Source organism: Pseudescherichia sp. L3 (assembly GCF_024656065.1).
In the GTDB taxonomy this organism is placed as follows: Bacteria; Pseudomonadota; Gammaproteobacteria; order Enterobacterales; family Enterobacteriaceae; genus Pseudescherichia.
Genome location: NZ_JANKYC010000001.1, coordinates 516179 through 534454 on the forward strand (window position 1 = coordinate 516179; position 18276 = coordinate 534454).

At 57.2% G+C, this 18276-nt stretch carries 15 protein-coding genes; 8 read left to right on the forward strand and 7 right to left on the reverse strand.

Annotation, left to right across the window (positions count from 1 at the left end; all coding sequences use genetic code 11):
- Positions 1-41: 41 nt before the first annotated feature.
- The 3 genes from glnH to rhtA all read right to left on the reverse strand — a co-directional run bounded on the left by glnH (position 42) and on the right by rhtA (position 2819).
- Positions 42-782, reverse strand: a complete 741-nt coding sequence (gene glnH / locus NR795_RS02560; protein ID WP_042392298.1) for a glutamine ABC transporter substrate-binding protein GlnH — start codon at positions 780-782, stop codon at positions 42-44.
- Between the two features lie 372 nt (positions 783-1154).
- Entirely contained in the window at positions 1155-1658 is a 504-nt protein-coding gene (gene dps / locus NR795_RS02565; protein WP_042392299.1) for a DNA starvation/stationary phase protection protein Dps, read from the reverse strand.
- A gap of 273 nt (positions 1659-1931) precedes the next feature.
- Positions 1932-2819 carry a threonine/homoserine exporter RhtA gene (gene rhtA / locus NR795_RS02570; RefSeq protein ID WP_257757007.1) on the reverse strand — a complete coding sequence of 296 codons (888 nt, stop codon included), beginning with the start codon at positions 2817-2819 and terminating at the stop codon, positions 1932-1934.
- 352 nt (positions 2820-3171) lie between these two features.
- Here rhtA and ompX point away from each other — a divergent pair, with 352 nt between their 5' ends.
- A complete protein-coding gene (gene ompX / locus NR795_RS02575; RefSeq protein WP_222889974.1) occupies positions 3172-3681 on the forward strand; it encodes an outer membrane protein OmpX in 510 nt (169 codons plus the stop codon).
- 101 nt (positions 3682-3782) lie between these two features.
- Here the strand turns inward: ompX and NR795_RS02580 are convergent, their stop codons facing one another.
- The gene (locus NR795_RS02580) at positions 3783-5366 is read right to left on the reverse strand and encodes a phosphoethanolamine transferase (protein WP_257757011.1); all 1584 of its coding nucleotides are present in this window, start codon (positions 5364-5366) and stop codon (positions 3783-3785) included.
- Positions 5367-5643: 277 nt separating this feature from the next.
- Positions 5644-5772, reverse strand: coding sequence for a manganase accumulation protein MntS (gene mntS, locus NR795_RS02585; RefSeq protein WP_144813266.1), 129 nt, complete (start codon positions 5770-5772; stop codon positions 5644-5646).
- A gap of 189 nt (positions 5773-5961) precedes the next feature.
- Here mntS and mntR point away from each other — a divergent pair, with 189 nt between their 5' ends.
- From mntR to NR795_RS02615, 6 genes are all read left to right on the forward strand, one after another.
- Entirely contained in the window at positions 5962-6435 is a 474-nt protein-coding gene (gene mntR / locus NR795_RS02590) for a manganese-binding transcriptional regulator MntR (RefSeq protein WP_144813263.1), read from the forward strand.
- Positions 6432-7541, forward strand: coding sequence for an anion transporter (locus NR795_RS02595; protein WP_257757013.1), 1110 nt, complete (start codon positions 6432-6434; stop codon positions 7539-7541). The genes mntR and NR795_RS02595 overlap by 4 nt, the downstream gene beginning before the upstream one ends.
- Positions 7542-7642: 101 nt before the next feature.
- Positions 7643-8785, forward strand: coding sequence for an HlyD family secretion protein (locus NR795_RS02600; RefSeq protein WP_257757014.1), 1143 nt, complete (start codon positions 7643-7645; stop codon positions 8783-8785).
- The gene (locus tag NR795_RS02605) at positions 8782-10353 is read left to right on the forward strand and encodes a DHA2 family efflux MFS transporter permease subunit (RefSeq protein ID WP_144813250.1); all 1572 of its coding nucleotides are present in this window, start codon (positions 8782-8784) and stop codon (positions 10351-10353) included. Before NR795_RS02600 ends, NR795_RS02605 begins: the two co-directional genes overlap by 4 nt.
- A gap of 1 nt (position 10354) precedes the next feature.
- Positions 10355-11881 (forward strand): efflux transporter outer membrane subunit, encoded by a 1527-nt coding sequence (locus NR795_RS02610; RefSeq protein ID WP_257757015.1) that lies wholly within the window; start codon positions 10355-10357, stop codon positions 11879-11881.
- A 103-nt stretch (positions 11882-11984) separates the two neighbouring features.
- Positions 11985-13025 carry an aldo/keto reductase gene (locus tag NR795_RS02615; RefSeq protein ID WP_144813244.1) on the forward strand — a complete coding sequence of 347 codons (1041 nt, stop codon included), beginning with the start codon at positions 11985-11987 and terminating at the stop codon, positions 13023-13025.
- 55 nt (positions 13026-13080) lie between these two features.
- Here the strand turns inward: NR795_RS02615 and ldtB are convergent, their stop codons facing one another.
- Entirely contained in the window at positions 13081-14001 is a 921-nt protein-coding gene (ldtB, locus tag NR795_RS02620) for a L,D-transpeptidase (protein WP_222889979.1), read from the reverse strand.
- A gap of 216 nt (positions 14002-14217) precedes the next feature.
- Between ldtB and NR795_RS02625 the strand changes: the two genes are divergently transcribed.
- The gene (locus tag NR795_RS02625; protein WP_222889980.1) at positions 14218-15813 is read left to right on the forward strand and encodes an ABC-F family ATPase; all 1596 of its coding nucleotides are present in this window, start codon (positions 14218-14220) and stop codon (positions 15811-15813) included.
- An 88-nt stretch (positions 15814-15901) separates the two neighbouring features.
- Here NR795_RS02625 and NR795_RS02630 read toward each other — a convergent pair whose 3' ends face one another.
- The gene (locus NR795_RS02630; protein ID WP_257757016.1) at positions 15902-18265 is read right to left on the reverse strand and encodes a glycoside hydrolase family 31 protein; all 2364 of its coding nucleotides are present in this window, start codon (positions 18263-18265) and stop codon (positions 15902-15904) included.
- Positions 18266-18276: the final 11 nt, after the last annotated feature.

Genomic DNA, 18276 nt, shown 5'->3' on the forward strand with positions numbered 1-18276 from the left:
GCGAGCGCCACCGGGCGTTACAAGCCTGAATTCAGGCAAAATTATTTAGGTTCAGTACCGAACCATTTTTTATAGATTTCGTTATAGGTACCGTTCTCTTTCAGGGTTTTCAGCGCGCCGTTCACTTTCTCACGCAGGTCGCTGCCTTTCGGGAAGGCGATACCGTACTGCTGCGCTTCCAGAGAGTCGCCAACCGCTTTGAACTGGCCTTTGCCAGCGGTCTGAATGAAGTAGAGAATGTTCGGCGTATCGTGCAGTACCGCGTCAGCGCGATTAGTGCCCAGCTCCATATAGGCGTTGTCGATGTTCGGGAACTGGCGCAGATCTTTGGTTTTGATATTGGCTTTCGCATAGTCAACGGAGCCGGTACCGCTCTTCACCGCAACCACTTTACCGTCGAGGTCTTTTACGCTTTTAACGTCGTTGTTATTGGCTTTGACCATTACCAGCAGACCGCTCTTGTAGTAGCCGTCAGAGAAGTCGACCGCTTTTTTACGCTCGTCGGTAATGGTGATCCCAGCCAGCGCCAGGTCAACGTTTTTGGTTTGCAGCGCCGGGATAATGCCGCTGAAGTCCATCGGCTTAAGGGTGTAATCCAGCTTCAGCTCTTTCGCTACGGCAGCCCACAGGTCCACGTCAAAACCAACGTATTTATCGCCCTGTTTAAATTCGAACGGAACAAACGCGGTATCGGTCGCGACCACCAGTTTATCGGCGGCGTGGGAAGAGACCGCAAAAGCCAGGGTAAGTGCAGCAAGGGAAACTTTAAACACAGACTTCATAACATTTCCTTTTATATCCACGGGGCGATCCCCTGAGAGAACGTACGCAGTATGAAAAAATCGTGCCAGGTTTACAACCCATTGTTTTGTAAAGACGATATATTCCATCGCAGTACAAAAATTATGCTCTGTCAGCCGTAATGCACCATGTTGGGGCTCCATGCTGGTGCGTTGCTGACATGTTGCACAATATGCTGCTATTAAGCGCAGAAAGCGGCGATAAAACAACCCTTGATTAACGATTGTGTGAGGTAATTATTACAAGTGATTTACTTTGTAGAGTGGGCAGAGCGCGGCAGAACAGAGGGGTTGCACCAGAGAAGTGCAAAACCCTCTCCCGGAGGGGAGAGGGTCATAAATAAAACGTATGCTTTATTCGATGTTCGATTCGATGAACCACAGGAATTTATCCAGGTCGCGGGATGCCGCGGTCAGGATGTCAGCGGTATCTTCGTCTTTCGCTTCTTCGATAGATTTACGCACGTCGTTAGCAACGATGGCATAGCGATCGGCCAGCTCTTTCAGGTGGTCCTGAACGCTGTGAATATCCAGCGGGTAGCTTTTCAGCGGGGTCTTGCTGTTAACAACCTGGGTAGTACCCAGTGCAACGCCACCTAACTGAACCGCACGCTCGGCGATGGTGTCCAGATGATCGGTCAACGTAGTGCGGAAGCCGTCCAGCATCTCGTGCACGCCAATAAAGTTAGCGCCGCGCATATTCCAGTGGGCCTGTTTAGTGATCAGAGACAGGTCAATGAACTGGGTCACCTGGCGATTCAGCAGCTCAATAGTCGCTTTTTTATCGTTATCCGCTACATCGTTGCGAGTATAAAGCAGATCGGATGATTTCGTTTTTACCAGTTTAGCGGTACTCATAATCTCATATCCTCTTGATGTGTGTTCCCAGGTAATTACTGGAGCTAAGTATAGCACCGGTTTTCGACTCTGCTGACGAGTATATACCTATCGGTTCGATAGAAATAAAGAGGGGTAAAAATTAATCTTTTAATTATCAGTATCTTATATTGCTGTCGGGAGATGATTCTTAATTTTCAGGCAGGCATTGAGAATGTAAATGAATATTAATTAGCAAAATAAGCGAGGCAGGAAATGATATTCTGCACGACGCAACGCCGTGCAGATAAATAATCAACCAATATCAACTTCTTTAATTTTACTCTCACGGCGCAGGGTGAGCGTAGAGCCAATGGATGCGGCAATAATGGCCGACAGGGCCAGCCACTGCACAAGCGTCAGCGTTTCGCTCAGGAAGATCATTCCGGATATCGCCGCCATCGCAGGCTCCATACTCATAAGAGTACCGAAAGTTCGGGTGGGCAGGCGCGTCAGGGCCATCATCTCCAGCGAGTAGGGCAGGGCGGTAGAGAGAATGGCCACGCCCAGGCCCAGCGGCAGGATCGACCAGTGCCAGAGCGCATCGCCTGCCTGAATCGCGCCAAGAGGCACAAACACCACGGCAGCGATCAGAGAGCCCAGCGCCACGGTGGCCGGGCCATGATCCTCTCCGGCGCGCTGGCCGCAGAGAATGTAGATGGCCCAGCAGGCACCTGCGCCAAGCGCACAGGCTGCCCCGGTAAGGTCGACATGGGAGACATCCTGCCCCAACGGCAAAAGGAACCACAGCCCCAGCACGGCCAGCACTACCCAGATAAAGTCTATCGGACGCCGGGAGGAGAACAGCGCGACCGCCAGCGGGCCGGTAAACTCCAGCGCCACCGCAATACCCAGCGGCACTGTCTGGATAGAGAGATAGAAGAGATAGTTCATCGCTCCCAGCGACAGCCCATAAAATAGCAGCGGCTTACGCTGCTCGGGCGTGAAACGCAGCCGCCACGGCCGGAAAACAATCACGAGGATAATTGTCCCAAGCGCCAGACGCAGGGCGGTCACACCGGGCGCGCCGACCAGCGGAAAGAGCGATTTTGCCAGCGAGGCACCGCTCTGAATCGACGCCATCGCGACAAGCAGTATGAATATAGGTAACCAGGTGGGCAACTTCCGGGGTAAAGCAGGCATCCTTTCTCCTGTCAATTTATGTCAAACCGAGTAAAGAGGGCAGTGTAATGGAAATAGATGTCAGCGGTTGAGACGCCGTTGAAAATAAATGTCACGAAAGCAGTACAATGGCGACAAGTTGCTGGATTAATCACCGTATCTTTAGGAATAATCTGGATGAATATGTCGCTTTTATGGCGGCATAATAGCGGCATTAGCGGAAAAAAGGCTTTTTTTTGAAAGAGATACGAGCAAGAGGAAACGTTCTGTTACATCAAAAGGCCCGTTAGACAGCGTGATGCGCAAAGAGTTTCTCACTTTTTTTTGTTATATTTAATACTTAGGACTTACTTGAAGCACATTTGAGGTGGTTATGAAAAAAATTGCATGTCTTTCAGCACTGGCAGTTGTTCTGGCTGTATCCGCAGGTTCCGCTGTAGCGGCAACCTCTACTGTTACCGGCGGTTATGCTCAGAGCGACATGCAGGGCGTGGCGAACAAAGCTAACGGTTTCAACCTGAAGTATCGCTACGAAAACGACACTCCGCTGGGTTACATCGGTTCCTTTACCTACACTGAAAAAGATCGTACCGAAAGCAACGTGTACAACAAAGCCCAGTACTACGGCGTAACTGCTGGTCCAGCTTTCCGTCTGAACGACTGGGCAAGCGTGTACGGTGTAGTGGGTGTTGGCTACGGTAAATTCCAGCAGTCTCAGGATGTTGTAAACCATTCTGACAACAGCGACTACGGCTTCTCCTACGGTGCGGGCATGCAGTTCAACCCGATCGAAGACGTTGCTATCGACGTTTCCTACGAGCAGAGCCGCATCCGTAGCGTTGACGTTGGCACCTGGATCGCAGGCGTGGGTTACCGCTTCTAATCACTCCGGTGATAGTCTAGACACAAAAACGGCCCTCAGGGGCCGTTTTTTTATGGGTGCAGTTTATTGGCAAGCGGAGCGCCGCCGGGCGTGGCTATCCCTTACCGGGAGCGGGTCTCAAACAGGTCCGTGCCCAGATGGTTGTAATCCACCTTTTGCAGCTTGAAGTTGGTCACCCAGGTTGGCCCGGCTTTATCGTTAGAGACAAAGCGGTAGCGGGTGGCGATCTCTTTGGCCGTGATGCCGGTCCACTGCGAAAAGAAGCTGAGGAAGTCGTTGGCCGAGCGGCGGGCTTTGATCAGCCGGTGGCGGGTGTCGTCGCTGGAGATCACCATAAACGGCACCTGGAAGTTCTGCTGGAACTTATCGTCATGAGCCAGATACTGCACCTCTTTGCCGCGCTCCTTAAAGGCCAGACCGTGATCGGAGAAGTAGACCATCGAGAAGGTGCTGCCGCTGTTGCGCAGCTGGTCGTAAAGCTTGCTGAGCAGGGTATCGGTTTGCGTAATCGAGTAGAGGTAGCACGAGGTCTCCTTCGACTGTACAAAGTCCGTGTATTTGCCGCCGGTGCGATCGCAGGCCTGTGGGTGAGAGCCCATCAGATGCAGGACGATCAGCTGCGGCTGGCTACGGGTAGTGCTTAACACCTGCTCGGTCATCTTCAGCAGCGCCTCGTCGCGGGTGTTCTTATCGGCCTCGAAGTCACCGCTTTTTAAGAACTGCACCTCGTCGGCGCGTTTGGCAATACTGGCGATGGCGGTATCGTACTCGCCAATTTGCCCCTGATTAGAGAACCACCAGGTCTGGAAGCCCGCCCGGTTGGCCAGAGTAACAAAGTTATCCTGATACTGGGGCTTGTTGTCCATTACCCGGTTCAGGGTCAGGCCTAACGATTTTTGCGTCGAGCCGCTGGCTGCTACGTAGTCGGTAAAAAAGGTGCCGTTGACGCTGCTGGCGAAGGGGGTGTTCTGCCAGTGGCCGCCAAATGCCCCCACTGCATCGCGGCGCACGCTCTCGCCGATCACTACTACATAGGTGTGATACTTCGGCTTAACGCCCATCACGTTCCAGCTGTCTTTCATGCCGGCCAGCTGCGCCATTCGGCTCTGCTCGTCCAGCACTTCCTGATTGTTAACCACCACGTCCTTCACAAAGCGAAACACCGGGTAGCCGGTATCTTTCAGATTAAAGATGCCGCCATACGCCAGGTTCTGCACCGGGGCAACAAAGACGGTAGCCAGACAGAAGGCGACGCCAAGGTGATCCCATTTTCCCCAGGTGGCGCGTTCGCTCTGCTTACGCCGGATAGCCATCACCCCAAGGCCAAAGATAAACAGGCCAATCACGTAGTTGTACCACGGGAAAATGGTCAGGATCTCCGTGGACTCCTCCATGTTAGTGGAGTGCAGCGCCAGCAGCGTATTGAAGTTGGGTGCGCCGTAGGCCTGGCCAAACGGATAGTAGGAGGCGGCAAGCAGAGAGAAAACCGCCACGATTGCCTTCTGCGCACGCGGGGCATGACGCCACAGCAGCAGCAGCAGGCAGGCGAACGCCGTGGTATAGAGCAGGCTAAAGGGGTAGCCAAGCGCGTAGTTAATCAGTAACGACTGAAGAAAATAGAAACCCGTCCACGGGCTAAGAGCCTGGCTACGGGCAGCAAGCGTTTCTTTTATAGTTAAATTCATATAGCTGTATCACAAAACGCCATGTGCTCACCCTGGCGTAGAGGGTCAAAACCTGCTGGAGAGGGCGTGGAGAAGAGGAAGAGTTCCGCATCCGCGAGCCGCATTTGTGCAGGGCTGCGAGAAGATAGAGCGAGAGCAGACGGAGATCAACAGATTACGGGGCAATCTTTTGCGAGGATGGTTGCAAAATCAGCAAATAGTAAGGTTTTCTATGGCAGAGAGACAGTATGACGAGAGAATGTGACAGAAAAATGAAGCGGCGTACCGCGACGCCGCATTAATGGGATTTTTTATCGTCCTGCTGCGGTTTGCCGTTAAACATATCGCACAGCATATTGAGCAACTGCAACCGGACCTGGAATGGCGAGTGGGTAAACACGGTTAGGCACCTCTTGAGTTCGTTCATATCAACCTCCTCATGCATGATATCGTGACGTTCAATCTACGAAGGTTGTCTGCATTACATACAGATATAGCACAGGCTATATTGTATAGCTACGGCTATTAGCCAAATTTTTTGTGCTGGTCTACTTATGGTTTACACTGAGCGCAACCGTATATGATGCATTTATCGCGTTACCCATGAGGAAGTCCAATGAGCCGTCGCGTAGGCAAGACAACAACAAAAAAAGTGACGCAGCTGGTGAATGTCGAGGAGCACGTTGAGGGCTTTCGACAGGTGCGGGAAGCGCACCGGCGGGAGCTGATTGATGACTATGTCGAACTGATCTCCGATCTGATCCGCGAGGTAGGGGAAGCCCGTCAGGTGGATATGGCTGCCCGACTGGGGGTGTCCCAGCCGACGGTGGCAAAAATGCTTAAACGTCTGGCAACGGTAGGGCTGATCGAGCAGATCCCCTGGCGCGGCGTATTCCTGACCCCGGAGGGGGAGAAGCTGGCTCAGGAGAGCCGGGAACGGCACCAGATCGTCGAGAGCTTTCTTCTCGTGCTGGGCGTAAGCCCGGAGACCGCGCGCCGTGATGCCGAAGGCATGGAGCACCACGTTAGCGAGGAGACGCTGGAACGCTTTCGCCTCTTTACCCTTCAGCAGGAGCATCCTGCGGAATGACCCTGCCGTTCGTGCGCGCGCTGGCGCGCGATCGCTTTTTCCAGCTGCTGATCCTGATCGGCATTACCCTGAGCTTTTTCGTTCCCTTTCATCCGGCCGCGTGGCCCAGCGCGATCGACTGGCACACCATTCTGACGCTAAGCGGACTGATGATGCTCACCAAAGGGGTAGAGCAGAGCGGCTACTTTGACGTCGTGGGGCGTCGAATGGTCCGGCGCTTCGCCACCGAGCGGCGGCTGGCCATGTTTATGGCCCTGGCGGCCGCGCTGCTTTCCACCTTCCTGACCAACGACGTAGCGCTGTTTATAGTTGTGCCGCTCACGCTGACGCTCAGAAAACTGTGCGAAATCCCGGTTAACCGGCTAATCATCTTTGAAGCGCTGGCGGTAAATGCCGGGTCGCTGCTGACCCCTATTGGTAATCCGCAAAATATTCTGCTGTGGGGGCGATCCGGCCTCTCATTTGCTGCCTTTACCGGGCAGATGGCGCTGCTGGCGGTAGTGATGATGGCAAGCCTGCTGCTGCTCTGCTGGCTCTTTTTCCCTAATAAAGCCCTGAACTACCACAGCGGCAGCCAGGCCCCGTCATGGCAGCCGCGCCTGCTCTGGACCTGCCTGGCGCTGTATGTAGTGTTCCTCATCTCGCTGGAGCTAAAGCATGAGGGCTGGGGTGCTCTGATCGTCGCCGCAGGCTTTGCGGTCGTGGCCTTTAAGGTCCTGAAGAGCGTGGACTGGACGCTGCTGCTGGTGTTTATGGCGATGTTTATCGACGTCCACCTGCTGGTACAGCTTCCCGCTCTCCAGGGATCGCTCAACGGCGTAGAGCACCTCTCTCAGCCCGCCCTGTGGCTCACGGCTATCGGCCTGTCGCAGGTCATCAGCAACGTGCCGGCGACCATTCTGCTGTTGAACTACGTCCCGCCCACTCAGCTGCTGGCCTGGGCAGTCAACGTCGGCGGTTTCGGCCTGCTGCCCGGCTCGCTGGCGAACCTGATCGCCCTGCGCATGGCCAACAATCGCCGCATCTGGTGGCGCTTCCATCTCTACTCTATTCCGCTGCTGATCTGGGCCGCGCTGGTAGGGTATGGGTTACTTATTATCAGTTAATGCGAATTTGTCAGTTTTTCCTGGCAAATGTATAGCAACCTCCTAACTTTAGATAACGGCGCACATGTCGCGCCGTTCATCGACAGGACTGTTGCAACGCTATGGCTGATAACGAAAAGAATCCTGACGCAGCTCAGGAAGAGAACAATACCGATCGGAAAGATCAAAACGATACTCAAAACGATACTCAAAACAAGGAACGTAAGCGCCCCGGTAAGAAGCCGCTTATTATACTGGGGGTAGTCGTTGTGGTGATGGTGATCGTAGCGCTGGTGTGGTGGTTAATGACCCGCAACCAGGAGACCACCGACGACGCCTTTACCGAAGGCGATGCGGTTACCGTCGCGCCCAAGGTGGCGGGCTACGTCACCGAGCTGCGGGTGAAGGATAACCAGCGCGTGAAGAAGGGCGATCTGCTGGTGCTGATCGACCCCCGGGACGCCACCGCCCAGCGCGATCAGGCTCAGGCTCAGCTTGGGCTGGCTACCGCCCAGCTGCATCAGGCTCAGGCCCAGCTGGCGCTCTCAAAGGTGCAGTATCCCTCTCAGCGTGATGAAGCGCAGGCGCAGGTGCTTAAGGCCAAGGCTGACTTAGCCAACGCTGAAGCCGCCTATCGCCGCCAGCGCGGTGTTGACCCGCGGGCGACCACCCAACAAAATATCGACAGCGCCAACGCCCAGCTGCGCAGCGCTCAGGCCCAGCTGGCAAGCGCCAATGCCCAGCTTGAGGTAGCAAGCCAGATTAACCTGCAGATCCGCCAGCAGGAGACCAACGTCGAAGCGCGTGAGCAGCAGGTTGAGCAGGCCCGCGCCCAGCTGGAGACGGCGAACCTTAACCTCTCCTATACCGAAGTGCGCGCCCCCTTTGATGGCTTCGTCACCAAACGTAACGTGCAGACCGGCACCCTGGTGCAGGCGGGCACGGCGCTCTTCTCGCTGGTCTCGCCTGATATTTGGGTGGTGGCGAACTTCAAAGAGTCGCAGCTGGAGCGGATGCGCCCCGGTAATAAAGTCACTATCGGCGTGGATGCCTACCCGGACCTTGAGCTGGAGGGGCATATCGACAGTATCCAGCAGGGGAGCGGATCGCGCTTCTCCGCCTTCCCGTCGGAAAACGCCACCGGCAACTTCGTGAAGATCGTCCAGCGCGTGCCGGTGAAGATCGTCATTGATAAGGGCCTTGACGCGAACCAGCCGCCGCTGCCGCTGGGCCTCTCCGTGGAGCCGAAGGTGACGCTGGAATGACCGATCACAGCCATGAGAGCTGGCGTCCTGCCAGTAACCCGTGGGCGGTGGCGATTGTCGTCACCCTCGCGGTGTTTATGGAGATCCTCGATACCACCATCATCAACGTGGCGCTGCCCCATGTTGCCGGCTCGCTATCGGCGAGCTACAGCGAATCCACCTGGGTGCTCACCAGCTACCTGGTGGCGAACGGCATCGTGCTGCCGATCTCGGCCTTCCTGAGCCGCGTCTTTGGCCGCAAGCGCTTCTTCCTCATCTGCATCGTGATGTTCACCGTCTGCTCGTTCCTGTGCGGTATCGCCACTGAGCTGTGGGAGATCATCCTGTTCCGCATCCTGCAGGGCTTCTTCGGCGGGGGGCTACAGCCGACCCAGCAGTCGGTGCTGCTGGACTACTTTAAGCCGGAGGATCGCGGCAAGGCCTTTGGCCTGTCGTCAATTGCGATCATCGTTGCCCCGGTGCTCGGCCCGACCCTCGGGGGCTGGATCACCGACAACTACTCCTGGCGCTGGGTCTTCTTTATCAACATCCCGGTGGGGATCGTCACCGTGCTGGCGATCTACCAGCTGCTGGAAGATCCACCCTGGGAGCGCAAATCGGAAGAGAAGCTGACCATCGACTGGACCGGCATCGGCCTGATTGCCCTGGGTCTGGGCTGCTTGCAGGTGATGCTGGACCGTGGCGAAGACGACGACTGGTTCGCCTCGGGTTTTATCCGCACCTTTGCCGTGCTGACCCTGATTGGCATTATCGGGGCCATCTACTGGCTGATGTACGCTAAAAAGCCGGTGGTAGATCTGCACTGCATGAAAGATAAAAACTTTGCCGTCTCCAGCCTGCTGATGGCAGGGATGGCAATGATCCTCTACGGCAGCTCGGTGGTGATCCCCCAGCTGGCGCAGCAGGATCTCGGCTACACCGCGACCTGGTCCGGGCTGGTGCTCTCGCCGGGGGCGGTGCTGATCGTACTCACCATCCCGCTGGTGCTGAAGCTGATGCCGGTGGTGCAGACCCGGTGGATCATCGCCTTCGGCTTTACCTGCCTGGCGGTGGCCTTCTTCTGGTCGCGCAATCTGACCCCGGACGTTGATTTTGAAACCCTGGTGCTGTTCCGCAGCGCGCAGTCGATTGGTCTCGGCTTTCTGTTTGTGCCGCTTACCACCATCGCCTTTGTCACCATTCCGCGCCAGCTCAACGCCGACGCCGCCGCGCTGTTTACCATGTTCCGTAACGTCGCCGGATCGATCGGTATTTCGCTCTCAACCGCCGCCATTACCGAACGTGCCCAGGTGCACAGCGCCTATTTAAGCGCCCATACCACCCCCTTTAGCGAGCAGTTCCAGCTGGCGGTGCGCGAGACGGCCGAGGCGATCCGCAACTTCACCGCGCTGCCGGGGGATCCGCTTGGGCTGGCAACCGGGCAGATGTATCGAACCATGATTGAGCAGTCGCGCTTTCTCGCCTACGTTGATGTCTTTACCATCCTCAGCGCCGTGGCGTTTTTACTGATTCCGTTTTGTCTTCTGCTTTCGCCGATCAAGAGCGAAGGCAGCGCAGGAGCACATTAAGATGCACAGGATACATACCCCGACGCTGTCGTTACTCACCCTGCTGCTGACGGGCTGCGCCGTGGGGCCGGACTACCAGCAACCCGTTCCGCCTGCGGTAAGCCACTGGAACGACGCCGGGGATAAAACCGTGCCGTCGCAAACTTCCAGCCAGGCGGTAAATCCACGCTGGTGGACCACCTTTAACTCGCCGCAGCTCAACAGCCTGATCGAGCGGGCGATCGCCGGCAACCTCTCCCTGCAGCAGACCGTGCTGCGCATTGCTGGCGCACGCGAGCAGATCAACCAGGCGGGCGGGGCCTTCCTGCCAGCGGTAAACGGCAACCTTCAGGCCACCCGGCAGCAGCTGGGGCTGGAGGGCGAGCTGAAATCCCACGACGTTTATGGCCAGCTGCAGGACGTCGATCCCGAGATAAACAACGCCCTTGGGGTGCTCACCCAGCCGGTGAATCTCTACCAGGGCAGCTTCGACGCCCAGTGGGAGCTGGATCTGTGGGGCAAGGTGCGCCGCCAGGTCGAGGCGGCCAACGCTCAGCAGCAGGCGGCTATCGAACAGCGTAACGACGCGCTGGTGTCACTGGAGGCGGAAGTGGCGCGCGCGTGGCTCCAGCTGCGCGGGGCGCAGAGTATCCTTGCCACCATGAATACCCAGATCGACACCGCAAAGGAGACGCTTAGCCTGACCGAGAGTCGCCAGCGTGGTGGTCTGTCGCCGCAGCTGGACGTGGAGAACGCCCGTGCACAGCTCGGCAGCCTGGAGGCGCAGCTGCCGCAGTACCAGGCCCAGGAGCAGCAGGCGATGAACGCCCTGGCTATTCTGATCGGCAAGCCACCCGGTGCGCTGAATGCAGAGCTACGGTCGGTGCAGCCCCTGCCGAAGCTGCCGGATATCATCCAGACCGGCATTCCTTCAACGCTGGCCCGCCGTCGACCGGACGTGCGTGAAGCCGAGGCCAACCTGCACGCGGCCACCGCGCAGATCGGCGTCTCGGTGGCTCAGCTCTTCCCGAGCCTAACCCTGAGCGGCCAGTTTGGCCTGCGCAACAGCGAAACCGACTGGCTGACCGACTGGAGCAGCCACTTCTACAGTTTCGGGCCGCAGGTGTCGATTCCCATCTTCCAGGGCGGACGACTGGTCTCCAGCGTCAAGCTGGCGCGAGCGCAGCAGGGCGCAGTGGCGCTCAACTATCGCCAGACGGTGCTGAGCGCGCTGGGTGACGTAGAGAACGCGCTGGTCAGCTACCGCACCGATCAGCAGCGCGAAGCCGGGCTGAGCAAAACCATTGAGGCGTTGCAGAGCGCGTTCGATCTCGCCAGCGACAGCTACCGCCAGGGGATCGCCACCTTCATTGACGTACTTGATGCCCAGCGCCAGCTGGCGCAGGCCGAGCAGCAGCGTGCCCAGGCGCGGGTGCAGAGTAGCCTCGACCTGGTGGCGCTCTACAAGGCGCTGGGAGGCGGCTGGGAGCCGTACCAGACCGTGCAGCTGCCGGACTATCCGGTCTTTGGTGAAGCGACGCGAGGATAAAGTTCAGAGGATTGGGCAAGAAACGCGCAGGATCCTCACATTCGCGATCCGGCGCGTCGGAGTATAACTACTGAACACTCATCGACACCCAAAGGAGCGTTCTATGCGTTATCAAAAACTTGGCAATACCGGTCTCTTTGTCTCCGAGCTGTGCCTGGGCACCATGACCTTCGGCGGCGAAGGCGGCATGTGGGGCAAGATTGGTCAGCTGCGGCAGAACGACGCTGAGCGGCTGGTGGGCGACGCCCTCGCGGCGGGCATCAACTTTATCGATACCGCCAACGTTTACTCGGAAGGGCGTTCGGAAGAGATCACCGGCCAGGCGCTGAAAAACCTCAAGATCCCTCGCGAAGAGGTGGTGGTGGCGACCAAGGTGTTCGGTGAAACCGGCACCGGCGGAGTCAACTCGCGCGGTAGCTCCCGCTACCATATTATCGGCAGCGTCAAAGAGAGCCTGCGCCGACTCCAGCTGGATCATATCGACCTCTACCAGCTGCACGGCTTCGATCCGGCCACGCCCATTGAAGAGACGCTCTACGCCCTCGATAACCTGGTTCAGCACGGTCATGTCCGCTATATCGGCGTCTCCAACTGGGCGGCGTGGCAGATTATGAAGGCGCTGGGCATCTCCGAGCGCCTGGGGCTGGCCCGTTTCGCCTCGCTACAGGCTTACTACACCATCGCCGGGCGCGACCTTGAGCGTGAGCTGGTGCCAATGCTGCAAAGCGAAGGCGTGGGGCTGATGGTCTGGAGCCCGCTGGCGGGCGGCCTGCTGAGCGGCAAGTATGACCGCAGCGGCAGCGGAGAAGCGGGCGGGCGCCGACTAGAGTTTGACTTCCCGCCGGTAGAGAAAGAGCGCGCCTTCGACTGCGTAGACGTGATGCGTAACATTGCCGACAGCAAAGGCGTGTCGGTAGCGCAGATCGCCCTGGCGTGGCTGCTGCATCAGCCGGTGGTCAGCAGCGTGATTATCGGCGCTAAACGTCCGGATCAGCTGGCGGATAACATTGCCGCGACGGAGATCCGCCTGAGCGAAGAGGAATTGAAACAGCTGGATGCGGTCAGCGCGCTGCCGCGTGAGTATCCAGGCTGGATGCTGGAGCGGCAGGGGGAATATCGCCGCAACCAGCTGGCACAACAATAAACGCAAAATAAAAAAGCCCGGCGATTGCCGGGCTTTTTACTGACTGCTGAAAATTTTAGTTCAGACGAACCGGCATCCCGGAACGGTTCTGAATCGCCTGCTCAACGACGCTCTGGTCGGCGTCCGGCTGGCTGGTGATGCTCTGCACGCTCTTGGTCAGCGCGATCGGCACAATCTCTTTGCCGTCAAACTGCGCTTCGGTGGTAGAGAGCGGGTTGTGAACCTCGATATAGCGGCTACCGTCTGGCTCAGTAGTCGCTTTTACCGGCTCATCGATAAACTGTACGCGGGTACCGACCGGCACGTTCTGGAACAGGAACTTGATGTCGTCGTTACGCAGACGCACGCAGCCGTGGCTCACGCGCAGGCCGATGCCGAAGTTAGCGTTGGTGCCGTGAATAGCATACAGGCGGCCAATGTACAGGGCATAGAGGCCCATCGGGTTATCCGGACCGGCAGGCACCACGGCTGGCAGCGGGTTACCGGCGGCAATGTACTCCTGGTGCATCTTCGCGGTTGGCGTCCAGGTCGGGCCGGCTTTCTTGCGCTCAACCTTGGTAGTCCAGTTGATCGGGGTGTCTTTACCCAGCTGACCGATACCGATCGGCAGTACGATCACGGTGTTGGTGCCTTTCGGGTAGTAGTAGAGGCGCATCTCGGCGCTGTTGATCACAATGCCTTCATGCACGGTGTCCGGCAGGATCAGCTGCTGAGGAATGTTCATCACGCTACCGCCCTTCGGCAGATAGGGGTCAATACCTGGGTTAGCTTCCATCAGGTTAGACAGCCCCATCTGGTACTGGGCCGCGTAGTACTCCAGCGGCTGGCTGTTGTTCTCTGGCAGGGTGATGACCTGGTTCTGGCCAATCAGACGGCTACCATCAGTCGGCAGCGGATAGGTTACAGCAGACGCGGATTTGCAAAACCCTACTACAGCGAAAGCCGCCGCTAAAATTGTTGTTAATTTCATATTCATGGTATGCGAGGTTTCTGTGCCACAGGCCGTTTAGTTAAGAATGCTCAAAAGGATGGGAGCGCATTATATGTGCATTCCCACGCGCATGGAATTGAGATGTGTACGAAATCACATTTTTTTCTCTCACCCTATTGTAGCAACTGTTCACACCTGCGCGATTTCGATTCGGAATTGTGGCATAATGCAGAGTTTGTCACACATTTTCAGGATAACACCGTGTTAGTTACCAGCAACGTCACCATGCAGTTTGGCAGTAAGCCGCTGTTTGAAAATATCTCCGTCAAGTTTGGCGGCGGCAATCGTTACGGCCTGATTGGGGCGAACGGTAGCGGAAAATCCACCTTTATGAAGATCCTCGGCGGCGACCTTGAGCCGACGCTGGGCAACGTCTCTCTCGATCCGAACGAGCGTATTGGTAAGCTGCGTCAGGATCAGTTCGCCTTTGAAGAGTTCAGCGTGCTCGACACGGTGATCATGGGTCACGGCGAGCTGTGGGAAGTGAAGCAGGAGCGCGATCGCATCTACGGCCTGGCCGAGATGAGCGAAGAGGATGGCTATAAAGTGGCCGACCTCGAAGTGCTGTACGGCGAGATGGACGGCTACTCCGCCGAGTCCCGTGCGGGCGAGCTGCTGCTCGGCGTCGGTATTCCGGTAGAGCAGCACTACGGCCCGATGAGCGAAGTGGCTCCCGGCTGGAAGCTGCGTGTGCTGCTGGCCCAGGCGCTGTTCTCCGATCCGGATATTCTCCTGCTCGATGAACCGACCAACAACCTGGACATCGATACCATTCGCTGGTTGGAGCAGGTGCTGAACGAGCGTAACAGCACCATGATCATCATCTCGCATGACCGTCACTTCCTGAACATGGTCTGCACCCATATGGCGGATCTCGACTACGGCGAGCTGCGCGTTTATGCGGGCAACTACGACGAGTACATGACCGCGGCGACTCAGGCGCGTGAACGCCTGCTGGCCGACAACGCCAAGAAGAAAGCGCAGATCGCTGACCTGCAATCCTTCGTCAGCCGCTTTAGCGCCAACGCCTCGAAGTCTCGTCAGGCGACCTCCCGTGCGCGTCAGATCGATAAGATCAAGCTGGATGAGGTAAAAGCCTCCAGCCGTCAGAACCCGTTCATTCGTTTTGAGCAGGATAAGAAGCTGTTCCGTAACGCGCTGGAAGTGGAAGCCCTCACCAAAGGCTTCGATAACGGTCCGCTGTTTAAGAATTTCAACCTGCTGCTGGAAGTGGGCGAGAAGATTGCTATTCTCGGTGCCAACGGCGTGGGTAAAACCACCCTGCTGAAAACGCTGGTGGGCGATCTGCAGCCGGATAGCGGCACCGTGAAGTGGTCAGAAAACGCCAAAATTGGCTACTACGCGCAGGATCACGCCGCCGACTTTGATAACGATCTCACCGTCTTCGACTGGATGAGCCAGTGGAAGCAGGAGGGGGACGATGAGCAGGTAGTGCGCAGCTTCCTGGGTCGTCTGCTCTTTAGCCAGGACGATATCAAGAAGCCAGCGAAGGTGCTCTCCGGGGGCGAGAAGGGGCGTATGCTCTTTGGTAAGCTGATGATGCAGAAGCCGAACATTCTCGTAATGGATGAACCGACCAACCACCTGGATATGGAATCGATCGAGTCGCTGAACATGGCGCTGGAGATGTATCCGGGCACGCTGGTCTTCGTCTCCCACGACCGTGAGTTCGTGAGCTCCCTGGCGACCCGCGTGATTGAGATCACCCCTGAACGCGTCGTAGACTTCAGCGGGAACTACGAAGACTATCTGCGTAGTAAAGGTATTGATTCGTAAATGGTTAAGCCCGGTGGCGCTGGCGCTTACCGGGCCTACGAGCCATGTTTTGTAGGCCGGGCAAGGCGGAGCCGCCGCCCGGCATTGTTCAGATCATCCACGCATCCCCTTCAACACCATTCACCAGCAGCCTACGTTTTTCTCCTGCCGGTAGTGACACCTTTAGCACTTTCCATGCCGGACGGTAGTCCCCATGCGCCTTGACCTTCAGGTTAATCGTTGCCGCATCGCACACCATCTGCCACTCTATCCACAGCGCATTGCCACTCTGGTAGCCCCAGCTCTCACCATCATCTTCAAACAGCAGGCCGCAAGTACTGCCAACGCCTTTCAGCGGAAACAGCTTCAGCTCACGTGCGTTATCTTTTTCGGCGCTCACGTGGGTGATGCGCTCGCTGAGCGGCAGGCCTGCCCCGGCTCGTACCAGGAGGGGTAACTTCTCCAGCGGCGCGTCGCGAACGATCCACTGACCGCCGGAAAACCATTCGTGGGTATAGAAATCGTACCAGCCGTATTCATTTGCCGGTAGCCAGACACGGCGTTCGCGCGCGCCAGGCTCTACCACACTGGCAACCAGAAGATCGCGTCCCAGCAGAAAATCGTCACACTCCTCGAAGGTCTGTTCGTCATGCTCGTGATCGAGGAAAGTCGGGCGCAGCATCGGCTCATCGTCAGCATGTGCCTGCCACAGCAGGGTATAGAGATAGGGCAGCAGACGATAACGCAGTTCGATAGCGCTGCGAATGGCTGGCGTCACCCCTGAATACATCCACGGTTCATTCACCGTATGGTCATCATTCCACGAATGGATAGTAAAGCGCGGATGCATCACGCCGTTTTGTACCCAGCGGACAAACAGCTCTGCATCTGGCTTATCCCCAGAGAAACCGCCCACGTCGTGGCCGACGTTATATAACCCCGACAGGCTCATCCCCAGCCCCATCCGCGTGTTATAGCGCAGCGTCTCCCAGCTGGTGCGATTGTCCCCGCTCCAGGTTTGCACATAGCGCTGCATCCCGGCGCAGCCAGAGCGGGAGATAAGATACGGGCGCTTATGCGGGGCAAAGCGCTGCTGCGCCTCCAGCGAGGCGCGCATCATCAGCAGTGGCATTACCGGGCGAATATGCTTGATCGCAATTTCCCGGCCAAAGCCGTGGCAGCGCGCTTCGCCGTCCCAGACCTCGAACTCGTTATTGTCGTTCCACGTTGAGTCAATACCCATTTCCAGCAGCTGGCAGGTTACCCCCTCCTGCCACCAGGCAACGGTTTGCGGATTAGTGAAGTCGAGGTGCGAGCCTTCGTCATCCCAAAAGCTCGAACGCTCTGGGGCATCGGCTTCGGAATCGCGAATAAACAGGCCGCGCTCGGCGACCTCGCTATAGCGGGGATGATCCTGAAGCAGGCACGGCTTAATGTTGGCGGCAAGCTTTAGCCCGGCATCGTGAAACGCCTGGCTCATCGCCTTCGGCTGCGGCACCTTGTCGTAGTTCCAGTTAAAAACGTAGCGTTTGCCGTTAATTGAGGTGTAGCCGGACGATAGCTGGAACGAGTCACATGGAATAGCGTGCTCGTTACAGAGACGGATAAAGTTCATCAGCTGTTGCTGCGCGTCCGGCGCATCGGTGTAGTGCATGGTCGAACCGCTGTAGCCCAGGCTCCATTTTGGTCCAAACAGGGTTTTGCCGGTCAGGCGCACAAACGCTTTGGTCACGTCGAGCGCCCGTTTTCCAGTAAACAGGTAGTAATCAATATCGCCCGCCTCGGCCTGCCAACGGCGATAGGGCGTGTGGTAGTTATCAATTTCGTTACCGAGATCGAGCCAGCAGCTGCTCAGATTGTCATAAAACAGGCCATAGCTGATATCGTCGCGGCGGGTGAGGGTAAACGGAACGTGCTTGTACAGCGGGTCGGTACTCACCGCGTTGTAGCCCATAGCATCAAGGTTGCGCATTTCATAGCGCTTGCCGGTGCGTTGCAGAGTGCCCGCTTTTTCGCCAAGGCCATAGACGCGCTCATCTTTACGGCGGCTTTGATAGTGGGCCACGCCGTCGCCGTGAGCGTTCAGCAGATAGGCGCTGGTCGGCCGGTCGCTGACCAGCGCCTGCCACTCGCCTTCCGCGTTACGGTAGTGCCACTCCAACCACAGCGGCTGGTGAACGGTCACGCGCAGCTGTTCGCTGGCGATAGTTAACTGCTCGTCTCGCTGCTCCAGCGTCCACGCGGGGAGGGTGAAACCGCTCAGATCGTCGCGGGAGCGGCCTTCCCACGGCACGTCCTGCCCCGGGGCGATACTCCAGGTGCGGTCCAGCGCCAGCTCGCCTTTGCGTTTAACCAGCACGCGGAACAGATCCTCTTCCAGAACGTAGAGGCACAGCGTGTGCTGGCCGTCGATGGTCAGTTCCACGTGATGGGCCGACTGCGTGTTAAAAACCCAGTTTTTAAGCGTCTTCATAATTTATATCC

What these genes read in the sequence shown, in the direction of transcription:
- glnH (WP_042392298.1), bottom strand. Translation starts at nt 782, where the DNA reads ATGAAGTCTGTGTTTAAAGTTTCCCTTGCTGCACTTACCCTGGCTTTT.
- dps (WP_042392299.1), bottom strand. Translation starts at nt 1,658, where the DNA reads ATGAGTACCGCTAAACTGGTAAAAACGAAATCATCCGATCTGCTTTAT.
- rhtA (WP_257757007.1), bottom strand. Translation starts at nt 2,819, where the DNA reads ATGCCTGCTTTACCCCGGAAGTTGCCCACCTGGTTACCTATATTCATA.
- ompX (WP_222889974.1), top strand. Translation starts at nt 3,172, where the DNA reads ATGAAAAAAATTGCATGTCTTTCAGCACTGGCAGTTGTTCTGGCTGTA.
- NR795_RS02580 (WP_257757011.1), bottom strand. Translation starts at nt 5,366, where the DNA reads ATGAATTTAACTATAAAAGAAACGCTTGCTGCCCGTAGCCAGGCTCTT.
- mntS (WP_144813266.1), bottom strand. Translation starts at nt 5,772, where the DNA reads ATGAACGAACTCAAGAGGTGCCTAACCGTGTTTACCCACTCGCCATTC.
- mntR (WP_144813263.1), top strand. Translation starts at nt 5,962, where the DNA reads ATGAGCCGTCGCGTAGGCAAGACAACAACAAAAAAAGTGACGCAGCTG.
- NR795_RS02595 (WP_257757013.1), top strand. Translation starts at nt 6,432, where the DNA reads ATGACCCTGCCGTTCGTGCGCGCGCTGGCGCGCGATCGCTTTTTCCAG.
- NR795_RS02600 (WP_257757014.1), top strand. Translation starts at nt 7,643, where the DNA reads ATGGCTGATAACGAAAAGAATCCTGACGCAGCTCAGGAAGAGAACAAT.
- NR795_RS02605 (WP_144813250.1), top strand. Translation starts at nt 8,782, where the DNA reads ATGACCGATCACAGCCATGAGAGCTGGCGTCCTGCCAGTAACCCGTGG.
- NR795_RS02610 (WP_257757015.1), top strand. Translation starts at nt 10,355, where the DNA reads ATGCACAGGATACATACCCCGACGCTGTCGTTACTCACCCTGCTGCTG.
- NR795_RS02615 (WP_144813244.1), top strand. Translation starts at nt 11,985, where the DNA reads ATGCGTTATCAAAAACTTGGCAATACCGGTCTCTTTGTCTCCGAGCTG.
- ldtB (WP_222889979.1), bottom strand. Translation starts at nt 14,001, where the DNA reads ATGAATATGAAATTAACAACAATTTTAGCGGCGGCTTTCGCTGTAGTA.
- NR795_RS02630 (WP_257757016.1), bottom strand. Translation starts at nt 18,265, where the DNA reads ATGAAGACGCTTAAAAACTGGGTTTTTAACACGCAGTCGGCCCATCAC.